Source organism: Flavobacteriales bacterium, from assembly GCA_013214975.1.
Classification (GTDB): Bacteria; Bacteroidota; Bacteroidia; order DT-38; family DT-38; genus DT-38.
Genome location: JABSPR010000358.1, coordinates 1 through 16,513 on the forward strand (window position 1 = coordinate 1; position 16,513 = coordinate 16,513).

General features: G+C 36.2%; 13 protein-coding genes. 8 read left to right on the forward strand and 5 right to left on the reverse strand.

The window, feature by feature from the left end; all coding sequences use genetic code 11:
* Nucleotides 1–687, reverse strand: a 687-nt coding sequence (gene bshA / locus HRT72_11530; GenBank protein ID NQY68335.1) for an N-acetyl-alpha-D-glucosaminyl L-malate synthase BshA, incomplete at its 3' end; no start/stop codon positions are given.
* A 10-nt stretch (nucleotides 688–697) separates the two neighbouring features.
* Nucleotides 698–3,676, reverse strand: a complete 2,979-nt coding sequence (locus HRT72_11535; protein ID NQY68336.1) for a serine hydrolase — start codon at nucleotides 3,674–3,676, stop codon at nucleotides 698–700.
* Nucleotides 3,677–3,822: 146 nt separating this feature from the next.
* On the opposite strand from HRT72_11535, the gene HRT72_11540 reads away from it, so the two are divergent.
* The 5 genes from HRT72_11540 to HRT72_11560 are packed head-to-tail and all read left to right on the forward strand — an operon-like array spanning nucleotide 3,823 to nucleotide 8,822.
* Nucleotides 3,823–4,089 carry a hypothetical protein gene (locus HRT72_11540; protein NQY68337.1) on the forward strand — a complete coding sequence of 89 codons (267 nt, stop codon included), beginning with the start codon at nucleotides 3,823–3,825 and terminating at the stop codon, nucleotides 4,087–4,089.
* An 8-nt stretch (nucleotides 4,090–4,097) separates the two neighbouring features.
* Nucleotides 4,098–5,984, forward strand: coding sequence for a DNA mismatch repair endonuclease MutL (gene mutL, locus HRT72_11545; GenBank protein NQY68338.1), 1,887 nt, complete (start codon nucleotides 4,098–4,100; stop codon nucleotides 5,982–5,984).
* A 10-nt stretch (nucleotides 5,985–5,994) separates the two neighbouring features.
* Nucleotides 5,995–6,825, forward strand: coding sequence for a rhomboid family intramembrane serine protease (locus tag HRT72_11550; protein NQY68339.1), 831 nt, complete (start codon nucleotides 5,995–5,997; stop codon nucleotides 6,823–6,825).
* Nucleotides 6,826–7,692, forward strand: a complete 867-nt coding sequence (locus HRT72_11555) for a rhomboid family intramembrane serine protease (protein ID NQY68340.1) — start codon at nucleotides 6,826–6,828, stop codon at nucleotides 7,690–7,692.
* Between the two features lie 14 nt (nucleotides 7,693–7,706).
* Nucleotides 7,707–8,822 (forward strand): endonuclease/exonuclease/phosphatase family protein, encoded by a 1,116-nt coding sequence (locus tag HRT72_11560; GenBank protein ID NQY68341.1) that lies wholly within the window; start codon nucleotides 7,707–7,709, stop codon nucleotides 8,820–8,822.
* Here HRT72_11560 and HRT72_11565 read toward each other — a convergent pair.
* Nucleotides 8,812–10,458 (reverse strand): ABC transporter substrate-binding protein, encoded by a 1,647-nt coding sequence (locus HRT72_11565; GenBank protein ID NQY68342.1) that lies wholly within the window; start codon nucleotides 10,456–10,458, stop codon nucleotides 8,812–8,814. The genes HRT72_11560 and HRT72_11565 overlap by 11 nt on opposite strands.
* A gap of 142 nt (nucleotides 10,459–10,600) precedes the next feature.
* Between HRT72_11565 and mtaB the strand changes: the two genes are divergently transcribed.
* Genes mtaB through HRT72_11580 form a run of 3 tightly spaced genes read left to right on the forward strand, consistent with a single transcriptional unit; the run spans nucleotide 10,601 to nucleotide 13,868 of the window.
* Nucleotides 10,601–11,926: a tRNA (N(6)-L-threonylcarbamoyladenosine(37)-C(2))-methylthiotransferase MtaB gene (mtaB, locus tag HRT72_11570; protein ID NQY68343.1), complete on the forward strand. Its 1,326-nt coding sequence runs from the start codon at nucleotides 10,601–10,603 to the stop codon at nucleotides 11,924–11,926.
* A 6-nt stretch (nucleotides 11,927–11,932) separates the two neighbouring features.
* Nucleotides 11,933–13,093 (forward strand): prolipoprotein diacylglyceryl transferase, encoded by a 1,161-nt coding sequence (locus tag HRT72_11575; protein ID NQY68344.1) that lies wholly within the window; start codon nucleotides 11,933–11,935, stop codon nucleotides 13,091–13,093.
* Nucleotides 13,083–13,868: an inositol monophosphatase gene (locus HRT72_11580; GenBank protein ID NQY68345.1), complete on the forward strand. Its 786-nt coding sequence runs from the start codon at nucleotides 13,083–13,085 to the stop codon at nucleotides 13,866–13,868. Before HRT72_11575 ends, HRT72_11580 begins: the two co-directional genes overlap by 11 nt.
* A gap of 402 nt (nucleotides 13,869–14,270) precedes the next feature.
* Here the strand turns inward: HRT72_11580 and HRT72_11585 are convergent, their stop codons facing one another.
* Together HRT72_11585 and HRT72_11590 are read right to left on the reverse strand one after the other, a co-directional pair.
* The gene (locus tag HRT72_11585; GenBank protein NQY68346.1) at nucleotides 14,271–14,978 is read right to left on the reverse strand and encodes an FKBP-type peptidyl-prolyl cis-trans isomerase; all 708 of its coding nucleotides are present in this window, start codon (nucleotides 14,976–14,978) and stop codon (nucleotides 14,271–14,273) included.
* Nucleotides 14,979–14,998: 20 nt separating this feature from the next.
* The coding region (locus HRT72_11590) for an ATP-binding cassette domain-containing protein (protein NQY68347.1) at nucleotides 14,999–16,513 on the reverse strand (1,515 nt) is incomplete at its 5' end.

The following is a 16,513-nucleotide window of genomic DNA, read 5'->3' on the forward strand; positions in this document are numbered from 1 at the left end:
AGGCATCGATTTCAAGATACCCCTGAACACCTTTAACACATCTGGAATCCTTTTTACTTTTCTGAAATTAGATATGTGTGTTATGATTTTTTCTTTACCAGAGGCAAATTCAGATCGATTTACTTCACTTAAATTTCCAACACCATAGTCTTGCGGGCATATAAAATTATGAACTACTTCAATCTCATTGGTTATTTCGAATGTATTTAACGTGTCACGCTTTAAACTTTCCGAAACAGCTGTTACCGCATCCGAAGAGTTTATCGAAAAGGTAATTACACTTCTAAAAGAATTATCTCTACCAACTAAGGTAATGTCTGTTCCATGTAGGGTAGTGATATATGGAATATCTATCCCTTCAGCTTTCAATATTGTCTTTGCCAAAAAGGCTGCAGAAGCGTGTGGTATAGCGTAATGAACATGAAGTAAATCGAGGTTTTGTGATTTCACAACATCAACCAATTTACTCGCCAAAACAACTTCATAAGGGGAATAATCGAACAGTGGATATGTTGAAATCTCTACTTCGTGGTAATAAAGGTTTTCTTTAGAATCGTTGAACTTAACTGGCTTTTTGTACGATATCAAGTGTACTTCATACCCTCTCTCAGCCAAAGCAATACCCAACTCTGTAGCGACAATTCCACTTCCACCTAGGGTGGGATAGCAAACAATACCGATTTTCATAACGCTTAACCTATTTCCGTACGATCTGGTCGGCTAATTTACCATTATTTATTGCGTCGTATATCACTTTCTGAATCTTCGTTCGAACATTCATATAGATTAACTTCTTATTCTCAGCAGAAGGATTAACTCGATTTGAAAGAAAAACATATACTAAGTTTTCTTCAGGATCAACCCAGGTCATCGTACCTGTAAACCCTGTATGTCCAAAACTCTTTTGCGATACGCAGCTGCAAACCGGTCCAGCTTGACTAGGCAACCGAACAGGCCTATCGAAACCAGCCCCTCTTCGATTTCTATTATCACAAAACTGACAACTGGTAAAATCTGCTATTACAGTTGAGTCAAGGAACTGTTCTCCCCCATACCATCCGTTGTCCATAACCATCTGCATAAGAATTGCTAAATCGTTACTATTTGAAAATAAACCTGCATGGCCCGCAACACCTCCTTGCATGGCAGCACCAGGATCATGAACAAAACCATGAACTAATTGCTTTCTGAAAATCTTATCATTTTCGGTAGGTACAATACGATTTAGTGGAAACTTTTCTTTCGGCAAATAGCCCATCGTTGACAATCCCATTTTACTGTAAAAATTGTCTGCAACATATTCTTCCAAACCTTTACCTGTTTCTTTTTCAATAATTCTTTGCAATAAATAATATCCAAGATCACTGTATTTATATTTCTTCTCACCCACCTTCGTAGTTAAAATTCTTTGAATGATTGTATCGGGGTAAGTTGAACTGATAAAAATATTTTTCGCTACTTCTATATCGTATTCATCAGACTTTACACGGCTGTACAAATCGTATTTCAACTGCCCTTTTACCATTGTTTTTTGAAAGAAAGGGATCCAAGAAACGAGCCCTGCTTGATGCGCAAGCATTTCCCTAATAACCATATCGTTATAAGCCGTGGTATCTAATCCACTTAAGTAGGTACTTAGACTTGAATCAATGCTGATTTTCTTCTCTCCCTCCAATTTCATTAAGGAAACCACACTGGCTGCAACTTTAGTAATCGATGCTAAGTCATAGATATCCGTATTCTTTACCTCTATTTTCTTTTTGTAAGTATGGTAACCAAAGGATTTCTGATAAAAAACTTTACCATCTTTCGCAACTAAAACCTGGCAACCGGGCATTGCTTTTTCTTGAATCGCCTTCAAGGCAATAGCATCAATTTGAGATAATTTATCTGCCCATATACCAACATCTTCAGGGAATGTATACTTCATTCTTGTAGATGTAGTAGTTAGGCCATCACCAACTTCGAACTCCTCACCAACATTTACTGGCAATCTTCCATTTGCTTTAATACCTCCAAAAATTATTTGCCCCGATACATCTTGATTCTCGCTCCCCTCCTCATAAGACATAATTAGAGATGATTTAGATGGAAGGTTTCTAAAACTCTTCAAACTATATGCATTAGCAAAAATGTCTACAATAATTTCGTGGCCTCTACTAATTCTCTCCATTAACACAAGCGTTTGGGGAGTAATGCCAAACTTACGAGAAGGAGAATTATTTGTGTTATGAACACCTACAATTACCAAATTGTAACCGTTCAATTTTTTCATCATCTCATCAGCGGCTTCTTCCGTAAAAATCCGAGGTATGTTAAAATTATCAATCTGGGTATACTTACCCATTGTTTTTTGGAAAACCGTTTCACTTTTAGAACCGATCGATAGAGCAGCGATTTTCAACGTATCTAATCGTTGCAATGGCAAAATATTGTTGTTATTCTTCAATAATGTAATAGCATCTTCTATCAACTTTCTTTTAATCATTACATCATCCGAACCATTTAAGTCTTCATAGATGCCTTTCATTTTTATTGGCTTATAATGATCAAGGCCAACCCATTGTTTTGCATATAAAATTCGTTTACACCTTTCATTTATATCTTCTTGGGTTAAGATGCCTTTTTTAATCGCTTTCTTAATCTCTTTAAATGCCGTAGGTACATCTTCCGAGAAGAGCAAAATATCGTTTCCTGCTTTAAGAGCTTCAACATCCACTAGGCCAGGCTTATAAAAATTAGTTACCCCCCGCATATTTAAGGCATCAGTAAAAATCAACCCCTTAAAGCCAAGTGTATCTCTAAGCAATCCAGTAATAATTGGTTCAGAAAGTGTAGATGCAACATTCTTTCGATTATCTAAGGCTGGAATAAACAAATGGGCAACCATCACGCTAGATAATCCTTGTTTCATCAACTCCTTAAAAGGATAAATCTCAATACTATCTAATCTTGCTCTATCGTGTTTAATTATCGGTAATGCCTTATGCGAATCCGTGTCGGTATCTCCATGTCCAGGAAAATGTTTAGCTACAGCCAATACCTTTTCGTCCTGCAAACCTTTCATATAAGCAATACCCTTTTCCGATACATTGTGCTTATCCTCACCAAACGACCTACTATTTATAACCGGATTGTTCGGATTGTTATTAACGTCAATAACAGGAGCGAGATTTACGTGCACCCCAATACGCTTGCATTGTTCAGCAACTTTTTTACCCATCTCATATATAGATCCATTATCCTGAATTGCACCCATCGTCATCTGACGCGGATAAGAAACTGTACTGTCTAAACGCATACCCAATCCCCATTCGGCATCCATAGATATCATCAATGGCACATTGGATTTCGCTTGGTACTCGTTTGTTAGTTTAGCCTGACGTGAAGGGCCACCTTGAAAGAAAATTAAACCACCTAAATGGTAATCTTTTATTAGCTTATTAATTTGAGAAACATGTTTGTCGCCCTTGTTGGAATAAGCTGCTATCATAAATAGCTGTCCCAGCCGCTCTTCATCAGAGAGACTCTCAAAGACACTATCGGCCCAAGCATTTTCACAACAATTAAAAGGAGGGCCAAGTTCCTCCGCCGAAAGCAAACTTTCTGACTGATTTAACAAGCTACTTACTATTAACAACAGAACAGTAAACAAAGAAACCTTTACAACACGCATAAATACTAGGGTTTGGTTAAAATTAAATATTAATTAAAGGCTCGTTTTTGGTGGCTTATTAACTTATCAACAATACCTATGTTTATTATTTAACTCATTCCAAAACTTGAACACATTATGTACCTTTGAAGGAACAACACTAACAAATGGCGTTTAAAGCTCCCAAGATTCCTTCTTTTTTTCATACGCCTAAACATAGGCGATTCGATTACACACCCATTTCATACAATCCAGAGGAGGAAAAAAGAAAAATCAGTGCTTATCGTAACATCCTGCCTAGTGATCAAGAACTAAAAGATCTACCAAATACAGACTTACTAAGTTTTAGACGATCTGAGAAAAGAGGCAAGAACATTCGCCTAGCAATTATTGTTTGTGTATTAGCATGTGCTACTTATATGTTGATCAAATAAATTAAAGTATGTCGAATATAATTCAGCTTCTTCCTGATGTAGTTGCAAACCAAATTGCAGCCGGTGAAGTTATCCAGAGACCCGCTTCCACAGTTAAGGAATTAATGGAAAATGCAATCGATGCAGAAGCCTTAACTATTCAACTAATTATTAAAGATGCCGGCAAATCTTTGATTCAAGTTATTGATGATGGTAAAGGCATGTCGGAAGTAGATTTACGGATGAGTATCGAAAGACATGCGACTTCTAAAATCAAATTAGCAGCAGACCTATTTGCTTTAAATACTTTTGGCTTTAGAGGTGAAGCCCTCGCTTCCATATCTGCTATTTCTCACATGGTAATAAATTCAAAACCAGATAATAATGACCTCGGATCTCAATTAATAGTTGAAGGTGGAAAAGTAAAAAGCCAAGAACCAGATCACTGCGCAAAAGGAACCTGCATATCCATTAAAAACCTATTCTATAATGTACCTGCAAGAAGAAATTTTCTTAAATCTGATGCCGTAGAAACGAAGCATATTATTGAAGAATTCTTAAAAGTTGCTCTAATTAATCCGGATAAACAATTTGAACTTCACCACAACAACAGTGAAATATATCACCTCCCGAGTGGTCCTTTCAGACAACGTATTGTAGACATATTCGGCAAAGGATACAATCAAAAATTAGTACCGGTAAATGAAGACACAAACATTTTAAAAATTAGCGGTTTTATAGGCAAACCCGAATTCGCAAAAAAGACAAGAGGAGAACAATACTTCTTCGTGAACAACAGATACATCAAAAGTAGTTATTTACATCATGCCGTTAATAGCGCTTACGATCAATTACTTCCTCATAAAAACCACCCATCCTACTTCCTCACACTAGAAATCGATCCTTCTTTAATTGATATTAATATTCATCCGACTAAGAACGAAATTAAATTTGAAAACGAAAGGGAGATATATGCAATCGTTATGGCTACTGTCAAGAATTCTCTTGGCAAATACAACATAGTGCCTTCAATTGATTTCGAGATGGAAGCGGACATCACCCCAAATTCCATTTCTTTAAATCACCATATAGTAGAACCTAAAATCAGTGTAGATACGGACTACAACCCTTTCAGTACCGATTCTTCGAATTCATCCTCTAGTAATCGAGATCTTATTCCTAAATCTAAAAAATCCCCATTAGAAAAATCGAACATCGAAAATTGGGGAAAAATGTTTGCTCAACAGGAGGTAATCGTTGATAACAATACAGATCTCATCTTTCAACCAGAGAATGAAGAGCAGGGCTTTTTAAATGAATCTTGGCAAAGTGATACACTAGATGAAAAATCTACTCCAACTAACTTTCAGGTATTGAATAAATATATTATTACAGAGAGTAAAGATGGTATCATCATAATTGATCAACAAATCGCATTTGAAAGGGTTATCTATGAGAAGCAACTACAGAGCCTTTCAACTATAGATACTTCTTCTCAACAACTCTTATTCCCGATTAACTTCTCATTGCCTGCTGGAGACGCTGTATTATTCCAAGAAATAAGAGAAAACTTATCTCAAATAGGGTTCGAAATAGAAAATTTTGGAAAAAACAGCTATGTTATTCAAGCTCGTCCGTCTTCAATAAAAGATGACGATGTAAGTGGACTGATTGAGACCGTATTAGAAGATTTAAAAAACTATACAAGTTCTGTATCGGATGGTTATAATGAAAGAATAGCAAGAAGCATGGCCAAAAGAGTTGGTGCGTCTAAATATGGTAAATTAGACGTTTTGGAAATTAACAATTTGGTTGCACAGCTTTTCTCTTGCGATATGCCTCACATTTCTCCTGATGGAAAAAACATATTTAAAAGCATAGCTACACATGAGTTAGCGTCAATGCTAACAGAATAACTTAGTAGAATTGAATCAGTTTAGACCAAGCACATTTAAAGTACTTCCGGATATAGTAAAGAATTTACTTATCATCAATGGTTTGTTTTTTTTGGCAACCATTACTATTGATAACGTATTCAACTTTGATATAACAAAACTTCTAGGCCTATACCCTATCGGCTCCGCGAATTTCAATATGTATCAATACGCTACATACATCTTTATGCATGCCACGATGGGGCATATTATATCAAACATGTTCTCACTATGGATGTTTGGCAGTACAATTGAGAATTACTGGGGACCAAAAAAATTCTTGATCTATTATCTCGTAACAGGTATCGGTGCGGGTGTATTGTTTTCTTTTTATACCTACTATAACACATCTCAATTACTAGCCAGTGTTGAAATGCTTCAGAATGGGGCTACACCTGATTTATTTAGAGCTTTTGTATCCGAACACGTATCTGGCACGTATGGCTCTATCAGAGAAAGTTTCTATGAACAATGGATGAACAACCCGGATGAAATATATTACAAAGACCAAGCCGTGGCATTCGCACAACAAGTAGTAAACCGCCGATTAGAACAACCAACAATTGGGGCTTCAGGCTCTGTATTTGGTATTTTACTTGCATTCGGAATGCTTTTCCCAAATATGGAACTTCGACTCTATTTTCTCGTTCCCATAAAGGCAAAATACTTTGTAATAGCTTATGGAGCGTTCGAGTTATACAACGGTGTTAGCAACAACCCAGGTGATAATATAGCACACTTTGCACATCTTGGCGGAATGCTTATTGGTTTCTTACTTATTAAATATTGGGATTCAAATAGGGATCAAAATCAATTCAATTAGATGAGTGCAATTCAAGACGAGATAAACAAAGTGTTTAAGAAGAAAGATAATCAGCTAATTATCTTAATTTTTGTAAATGTTGCTGCCTATTTAATTCTTAATATAATCGGGAATTTCGGAGGGAGTTCGGCATTCGAATATATAACCAATTGGTTCACACTATCAAGTGAACCAAGTAAGTTCATTACACATTTCTGGACAATCTTTACTTACATGTTCGTTCATTACGAATTCATGGGTCATCTTCTATTCAACATGCTTTGGCTCTACTGGATGGGACAATTATTCGAGAGTCAACTTGGATCAAAAAGACTAATGGGACTTTATCTACTAGGCGGCTTAGCAGGTGGTGTTCTGTATTTTATTCTCTATTTATTTATCGACCAAGGTTCATACCTACTTGGAGCTTCAGCAGGTGTAATGGCTATTGTTATTGCCGTCGCAACACTTATTCCAAATCAAAAAGTTAACCTAATGTTTATTGGACCTGTTGCATTAAAATACGTGGCAGCCGTAATTTTCATTTTAACTTCAATAACCGATTTTCAAGAAAATACAGGTGGAAAAATCGCACATATAGGTGGCGCTCTGATGGGATATATTTACATTATCCAATTCCGAAAAGGAAAAGATTACGCAGGAAATTTCTATGGATTCCTGACAGCACTACTCAAAGGAATTACTAGAAAGAAATCTTCTTTAAAAGTTGCCCATAAACGGCCCGAAACAGACGATCAATATCAAAAACGCAAGAGCACCAACCAGAGGCAAATAGATATTATTTTAGATAAAATATCCAAAAGCGGCTATGAGAGTCTAAGTGCAGAAGAAAAAAGAATTCTTTTCGACGAAAGCAATAAAAATTAACAAAAGAATATTCGTTGAAAAATCTTACCACACGACTCGTATTATATATTAATTATTTTTTCGCGTTTCTTCTTGGACTCGCCTATTTAAATCCATTTATAGATGCATCTATATTTTGGGTTACTGCCTTCTTAGGTATTGTTTTTCCATATCTCGTTATAGCAAACTTTCTCTTCGTTGTTTTCTGGGGGCTAGTGAAATCAAATAAAATTTTTATCTCACTCTTACTTCTTATAGCTGGTTACAGCTACTATCCGAGCATGATTCAATTCAACCTAGCCGGAGGGGGAAAACCTTCAGTTAAATCATCTATTAAGGTAATGTCTTACAATGTGCGACTATTTGATTTGTATGGCTGGCGAAAAGAAAAAGAAACAAAGAATGATATAATGAATCTTGTTCTTGAAGAAAACGCTGATATAGTATGCTTTCAGGAGTTTTTCTATTCCGATGATAAGAGCTACTATAAGACTCTTGAAACAATTAAAGAAATTCCAAAAACTAAATACGAGCATATACAGGATATAGAATGGGACACAAGAAAAAAACACCATTGGGGAATTGCAACTTTTAGCAAATACCCAATTTTCAATAAAGGTCAAGTTCGCTTTGATAACCAAGGAAATGATCTCTGTATATATAGTGATATCGTTATCGAAACAGATACAATAAGAGTGTACAACCTTCACTTAGCTTCAGTAGGCCTTAAAAGAGAAGATTATGCTTTCTTAGACAAATTGAATGATACAGATAACCAAGAGCAGATAAAAGGACTGACAACGATCAGCTTAAGAATAAAAGATGCTTTTGCTCGACGCTCCGGTCAAGCAAAAAAAATCAAGGAGCACATGGATAAATGCAATTACCATACATTAGTTTGTGGTGACTTTAATGACACGCCTTTTAGTTATGTGTTTAATACTATCGCTAATGATATGATGGATTCTTTCGAAAACGGTGGACAGCTTATGGGTCCTACTTATATCGGGAAATTCCCATCTGTCCGGATAGATTTCATACTCCACAGTAACCAAATAAAGTCAGATAATTACAATAGAATAAACAAAGAGTATTCAGATCATTATCCAATTACTACATACCTAAGTTTCCAGAAAGAGACTAATTTGTAATTTGGACCCTTTTCAACACTAATGCTTTTAAAGGATTCGTTCCTAGTCCTTCAACGTTTTTTTGCGTTAAAAACAATACTTCATCATAGAACAAAGGAACAATTGGAGCTTCCTCAACAAGAATGCTATCCATTTTCTGATGATAAGTATGCCTAATCGAGTCATTCAATTCAATAATAGCTTTCTCATAAAGAGCATCAAACTCCTTGTTATTAAATCTGGTATTATTAAGACTATTGGGATTGGGACTGTAAAACAAACCTAAAAAATTAGCTGCATCACGGTAATCGCCCACCCAGTTTCTTTGAAAGAAATTTAACCCTGAACTTGTTCTCTTTTGACGATGTATAGCAGTAGGATTAATATTTAACTCTATCTCAATACCAATATCCGCTAATTGCCCCTGAACAAATTCGTAAATCTCCTTTTCAGTTGTTGTCATTCCTAACGACAATTTAGGCAGACCCTCTCCATTCGGGAAACCAGCTTTCCTCAATAAAGCCCTTGACTTATCCGGATCGTAAGCAAATCCCTTCACTATTTTCTCATTATAAGAAGGCATCCCTTTAGGTACAAAACCTGAAATTGCTGGATAACCAATCCCGCCTCTTACATACTCTATTAATTTCTTTTTATTTATTCCATAATTAATTGCCTGCCGAACCTCCTTAATAGCATATGGACTGCCTTTAACCATGTCCAAACTTTCATCCATTAAAAAACCTAAATAATCTGTTTTAAGCCAAGTCTGTTTCTCTACTTTAATTCTACCCTTGTACTTATCCGTTAATTCTCCGTTCCTATGAAACACTTCATCCTTTAAGGAAGGAGGTAACTGCCCTGAATAGCAATCTAAGTTTCCTTTCAAAAACTCAAGAAACTCTACGTTACGTTGTGGATCTGAGCTAAAAGAGATAGCGACCGCATCTAAATAAGGAAGCCTAGTAGTGTCCTCAAATTCAAAATAGCTGTCATTCTTCACCAAAACGATCTTTATACCCTCTTTCCATAATTTAAATTTAAATGGTCCGGTTCCGATTGGGTTTCTTCTAAATTCCTTCCCGTAATGCTCTACAATCTCATAAGGCACTACAGAGAAATAAGCCATGGTTAATTTGGAAAGAAAAGAGGATGAAGGACGTTTAAGAAAGATCTTCAGGGTAGAATCGTTCTCTGCAACGAAGCCCAAATGATTGCTTTTTTCGCTATCGTCGATATTTTTAAGAAGCCACCCCCCTGTGGAAGCAACCTCCATATCTGTTAACCGGAAGTAGCTGTTCACAAAATCAGAAGCTACAACTTTTCGCCCCTTACCTTCTTTAAACAATTCATGGTCGTGAAAAAAAACATCGTCTCTTAAGCTAAACCTATACACCAAACCATCTTCGCTCACCTCCCAAGACTTAGCAATACTTGGCTGGATACCAAGAGTTTCATCCATTTGAACTAAACCATTAAACATTTGAGAAATAACCCACATGTCTTCAACATTTCCTGCATAAGCAGGATCTAAAGAAACTATCCCTCCTGGCTCATTGTACCTAAAAACCGTTTTCCCTTCTCCACTATTTCTTCCATTTGAACAGCCTACAATCACTAAAATAGCGGCAAAATAAATGCATTCCTTAATTCTCATTATTTGTAATTATTATATCCGGTAATGATATTAATTCCGTTCAGATGTTGAATTCAACATAAAAAGCTTTTTTAAACAATCTTATCAACAGCATTGTTTGCAAACCCGCGTAAAACATGTGTTTTTGTATTAAATTTGCAACATGAATCCACTGAAAAAAGTAGCATACTATACGCTCGGGTGTAAGCTCAATTTCTCCGAAACCTCCTCCATTTCAAGGGAGCTTACGGAAGCCGGATATGCAAAAGTTGATTTCTATAATGATCCGAATATATATGTAATTAACACCTGTTCTGTTACAGATAACGCGGATAAGAAATGTCGCCGCTTAGTTAAAGATGCGTTAAGCCATGCACCCGAAGCATTTATAATAATAATTGGATGCTACGCTCAGCTTAAACCTAAAGAGATTTCTGAAATACCAGGAGTAAACTTAGTATTAGGTGCGTCCGAAAAATTTAACATCAAAGAACATATTAGTTCATGGCAAGGCCAAGAACAAGTTCAAATACACAACGAAAGCATCCGCGATACCAAAGAATTTGTCCCTGCATATTCAAGCAACGAACGAACAAGATCGTTCTTGAAAGTTCAAGACGGATGCGACTACCATTGTTCGTTTTGCACTATCCCACTAGCACGTGGCACAAGTAGAAGCGGCAACGTAAATCAAACCGTTCTAAAGGCGAAAGAAGTTATTGCCACAGGAGTCAAAGAAATCGTTCTTACAGGGGTAAACATTGGTGACTTTGGCAAGGATACGAATGAGACATTCTACGATTTACTCGTTGAACTAAACAAACTTGAATATTTAACTAGACTCCGAATATCTTCTATTGAACCGAACTTACTATCTAAAGAAATTGTAGCACTAGTTAGTGCTTCAAACAAAATAATGCCCCACTTTCATATCCCTTTACAATCTGGATCAAACGTAATCCTTAAGGCAATGCGTAGAAAGTATAACAAAGAGGATTACCAAGAAAAAATCGAACTGATCCATCGCTCTATTTCCAATTGTTGTATCGGAGTTGATGTTATTGTGGGATACCCTGGAGAATCAAAAGAAGACTTTCTTGAAACATATAACTTTTTAAATGATCTAAATGTGTCTTATCTACACGTCTTTACATATTCAGAACGGGATAACACTACCGCTTTAAGAAACAAAGATATCGTTCCGATGAAAGAAAGAACAGAAAGAAGAAAAATGCTCCAAATACTTTCAGAAAAGAAAAAGAGAAAGTTTTATAACGACAATCTACAAGGCGACAAACTTGTTCTGTTTGAAAGTGAAAATAAAGATGGATATATCTCAGGATTTACAGAAAATTACATTCGAGTTAAAGCTACTTTTAACGAAAGCATGATAAATTCTATTTATCTAACAACGTCAGAAACACTAGACGATGACTGCGTTATTAAAGGATCGATTAAAAACCAAAAAGAAGTTTTAATAAACTCATAGCAATTTATGTACCCACGAATTTCAGATCTCTTACTTGATTTATTTGGAATCAACTTCCCCCTACCAATTCAAAGCTTTGGTTTTTTTGTTGCTCTTGCATTTCTTTCAGGTAGCTACTTTTTAGCAAAAGAATTGAAAAGGAAAGAAAATGAAGGGCATTTCAATCCTACAATAAATAAAATATTTGTAGGTGAACCTGCAACTATACTAGAGTTAATTTCTTCTGCAATAATTGGGTTTCTACTTGGCTATAAAATAATTCTTCTATTCATGGATTATGATGGGTTTGTTATTAACCCTCAAGAAATGATACTTAGCCTAAAAGGAAGTTTACCTGGAGGTGTTTTCGGGGCAGTACTCGCAGCCTACCTAAGATACAAAGAGAAGCAAACCGAGGTTCTCAAAACTCCTAAATGGATTAATCATCTCGTCTCCCCCAATCAGCATGCCGGAAACATGGTGATGATAAGCGCGATTTTAGGCTTAACAGGTGCCAAAATTTTTCACAACCTTGAATATTTAGATGATTTCATGCTTGACCCAATGGGGTCTATCTTGTCATTTAGTGGATTAACTTATTATGGAGGATTACTTGGAGGGGCAATTGGTCTTTTGATTTATGGAAAGAAAAACAACTTGGGCTTAATTCATATGTTTGATTCATTCGCTCCTATCCTTCTATTAAGTTATGGAATAGGGAGAATAGGATGTCATGTCTCTGGCGATGGTGACTGGGGAATTCCAAATGATACTCCAATGCCAGACTGGTTAAGCATATTCCCAGAATGGGTTTGGGCATACGGATACGAAAATAATGTGATTGGCGTAAATCTACAACAAGATTTTGCTCGTATGGGACTAGAAAGCTTAACCGGTAAAGCGTGGCCCACTCCACTTTACGAAAGCATTCTAAACATTATCTTGTTTGTTATTCTATGGTCGTACAGAAAAAAAATTTCTACTCCAGGTATGCTCTTTTCCATATACCTAATTATCAATGGAGTAGAACGGTTCTTCATAGAAAAGATCAGAGTAAATTCCACCTATAACATATTGGGAAGCGAGATAACCCAAGCCGAACTAATTTCTAGCGCATTTATCCTACTAGGTATTATCGGTATTATTTATACTCAAAAAAACAAAAACACAGCACTGAATGCAGCTTAGTGAGATCCGAAAACAAGTATGCGCAGTAAGCATACAGGTTGGTAAAATGATTCTTACAGAAAGAAAACAGCACGACACTCCCAATTTTGAGATAAAGGGAAAAAACGACTTCGTTACTTACGTCGACAAAATGGCCGAAAAAGCGATAATTGAACAGTTAAGAACAATATTACCAGAAGCAGGAGTCATAGCAGAGGAGTCTGGAACAGACGCTAAAGATGTATATAACTGGATAATAGACCCCTTAGACGGAACAACTAACTTCATTCACAATATCCCTGTATTCTGTGTTAGCATTGCGCTACAACGAAATAATGAAATTATTATCGGAGTAGTTTACGAGATCAATAACGAAGAATGCTTTTCTGCTCATATAGATGGCGGAGCAACTTTGAATAATAAAACTATCCGTGTTTCGGAAACAATAAAACTTGCAAATTCGCTCGTTGCAACCGGTTTTCCTTACACAGACTTTGATTTTATAAAACCTTACATGGCTACCTTCAATGAAGTTGTTCAGAAATCTAGAGGAATTAGGCGATTAGGGTCAGCTGCAGCAGATTTATCTTACATGGCATGTGGCAGATTCGATTGTTTTTTCGAATTCGGACTAAATGCATGGGATGTAGCAGCTGGTAGTCTGATAGTTACAGAAGCAGGAGGACGTGTTATGGACTACAAAATGAAAGAAGACTTCATATTCGGAGGCGAAATCATTGCTATCAATGGGATTTCAACAAATGAACTACCCGAAATAATAGCCTACTTTTATTAAATTTTTTATAAAATCTGATCAATATTGAGTGTACCATTTTAGTGACTCTTAAATTAATTGATCGAATTTCACTTTTACCCCCTAGAATAGCAAAATATCGCTATAGTTTTACACTTCCTTACGCATCACTGGCGTACTAACTTAAACTAACTACCTTTATTCATGGACACATACTTATAATAATGTGCAATTATGTCAATTTTCTTACATATGCAAAATTATCCATTATATTCGAACTATATAACAAACCGTTTTATTATAGATTTATCTTCGAATAATAGCTCGGGCTGTAGCGGCCCAATGAAATTTTCTTCATTTCTTATATAATAAAAAAAGCATCTTCTTTACGGAAGATGCTTTTTTTAGTTGGTGCACTTTAAGTTAAGTGCGCATATCTATTCTCTATTTAGCAATGGCTATCAACTCTACTTCAAAGACAAGAACCTCAAATGGTCCTATTCTTCCATTTCCGTTTGGCCCATAAGCCAAATCGTAAGGACAGTAAAGTTTCCACTTTGCTCCTTCCTTCATTAACTGTAATGCTTCCGTCCAAGCACTTATCACACCATTTACAGGGAAAGTCACCGTTTCTCCTCTTTCAACTGAACTATCGAATACCGAACCATCCATAAATGTTCCATGATAATGTGTTTCCACCTTATCATTAACAGTTGGCATCACACCCGTTCCTTCTGTAATTACTTCATATTGTAATCCACTAGGCAAAGTAACTACACCTTCTCTTGTTGCATTCTCTGCTAAAAAAGCCTCTCCTTCCTCTTTTTTCGGTTCTGCTTCTTGCATTTTTTCCTGAACTTTTGCTTGTTGTAAAGATTGAAAATGAGCTTGCAAAGTTTGTCTTACTTCTTGCTCATCAAACAAACTCTCCTCTTCATTCATCACATCTGATAATCCTTTATTATATGCACCCATACTAATTGAATCCATTCCTAACGACACTATATTTTTTCCAATATCCTGCCCTAGCATATAACTCACTTTTTCCAATTCAGACTCCACAACAACATCTGCAGTATCCGAACTTTGATCACAAGAACTTAAGCCTAAGGCTAAGCAGCCTGTGAGAACAAATAAATTTCTATTTTTCATTTTTACTTATATTGATTAAACTAACTAAGCTCCTTCTCTCTAAGAGCCTTCACCTTATCATCCGACAAGTACTCATCGAATGTCATTTCCTTATCTATTATCCCATTGGGGGTAATCTCTATTATTCTATTTGCTATCGTATTTGTAAACTCATGATCATGAGATGTAAACAACAATGTCCCTTTATAATCAATCAATGAGTTATTTAATGCTGTAATAGACTCTAAGTCTAAGTGATTTGTTGGCTCATCTAACAATAAGAAATTCGCAGATTGCAACATCGCTCTCGACAACATACACCTCACTTTTTCACCTCCAGATAGAACATTCGTCTTTTTAAATGTTTCTTCCCCAGAAAAAAGCATTTTTCCTAAATACCCTCTAATAAATGTTTCGTCCTTTTCTTCAGAATATTGTCTTAACCAATCGATCAAATTATATTCATCTGTAAAATAGTCTGCATTTTCATTGGGCATGTAGGCATTCGTAATTGTAACACCCCATTCTATTGTACCTGCATCTTGAGGAGAGTTCCCAATTAGAACTTCAAATAAAGCCGTGATAGGCATACTATCCTTACAGATAACAGCCACTTTATCCCCTTTCTTTATATTCAGGTTAATGTTTTTAAAAACAGAATTACCATCAACAGTTTTAGACAAATCTTTAACATTCAATAACTGATTACCTGCTTCTCTTTCTTGATCAAAAATGATAGCAGGATACTTTCTTGTTGAAGGCTTAATTGCATCCACATTTAATTTATCCAATAGCTTCTTACGACTTGTAGCTTGTTTAGACTTAGATGCATTTGCACTAAAACGTCTAACAAAGTCCTGAAGCTCTTTCCGCTTGTCTTCTGTTTTCTTATTCTTATCAGACCTCTGTCTTGATGCTAATTGACTAGCCTGATACCAGAACGTATAATTCCCAGTATATAATTCTACAGCACTAAAATCAATATCTACAATATGCGTACACACATGATCCAAGAAGTGCCTATCATGCGAAACAACGATTACAGTTTTCTTATAATCGGCTAAAAAATTTTCCAACCACATTATAGTATTTACATCTAAATCATTCGTCGGCTCATCTAATAGCAGGATATCTGGATTTCCAAATAATGCTTGAGAAAGAAGGATTTTAACTTTATGAGTCCCGCTGATATCTTTCATTAACAGAGAATGCAATTCTTCACCAACACCCAATCCACTTAACAAACCAGCAGCGCCGCTTTCAGCATTCCATCCGTCCATTTCCGCAAACTGTGTCTCCAATTCTCCTGCCTTATCACCATCCGCCTCCGAAAAGTCTTCTTTCGCATAAATGGCATCTTTCGCCTTCATTACTTGATAAAGCTCCTTGTAACCCATTATTACCGTTTCAAGGACAGTGAACTCATCAAACTCGAAGTGATCCTGCTTCAGCACAGCCATCCTTGCGCCCTTATCCATTATTACAGTTCCAGAGGTAGATTCTATCTCACCCGAGAATATTTTTAAGAGTGTAGATTTACCAGCACCATTGGCACC

What these genes read in the sequence shown, in the direction of transcription:
- HRT72_11535 (NQY68336.1), bottom strand. Translation starts at nt 3,676, where the DNA reads ATGCGTGTTGTAAAGGTTTCTTTGTTTACTGTTCTGTTGTTAATAGTA.
- HRT72_11540 (NQY68337.1), top strand. Translation starts at nt 3,823, where the DNA reads ATGGCGTTTAAAGCTCCCAAGATTCCTTCTTTTTTTCATACGCCTAAA.
- mutL (NQY68338.1), top strand. Translation starts at nt 4,098, where the DNA reads ATGTCGAATATAATTCAGCTTCTTCCTGATGTAGTTGCAAACCAAATT.
- HRT72_11555 (NQY68340.1), top strand. Translation starts at nt 6,826, where the DNA reads ATGAGTGCAATTCAAGACGAGATAAACAAAGTGTTTAAGAAGAAAGAT.
- HRT72_11565 (NQY68342.1), bottom strand. Translation starts at nt 10,458, where the DNA reads ATGAGAATTAAGGAATGCATTTATTTTGCCGCTATTTTAGTGATTGTA.
- mtaB (NQY68343.1), top strand. Translation starts at nt 10,601, where the DNA reads ATGAATCCACTGAAAAAAGTAGCATACTATACGCTCGGGTGTAAGCTC.
- HRT72_11575 (NQY68344.1), top strand. Translation starts at nt 11,933, where the DNA reads ATGTACCCACGAATTTCAGATCTCTTACTTGATTTATTTGGAATCAAC.
- HRT72_11580 (NQY68345.1), top strand. Translation starts at nt 13,083, where the DNA reads ATGCAGCTTAGTGAGATCCGAAAACAAGTATGCGCAGTAAGCATACAG.
- HRT72_11585 (NQY68346.1), bottom strand. Translation starts at nt 14,978, where the DNA reads ATGAAAAATAGAAATTTATTTGTTCTCACAGGCTGCTTAGCCTTAGGC.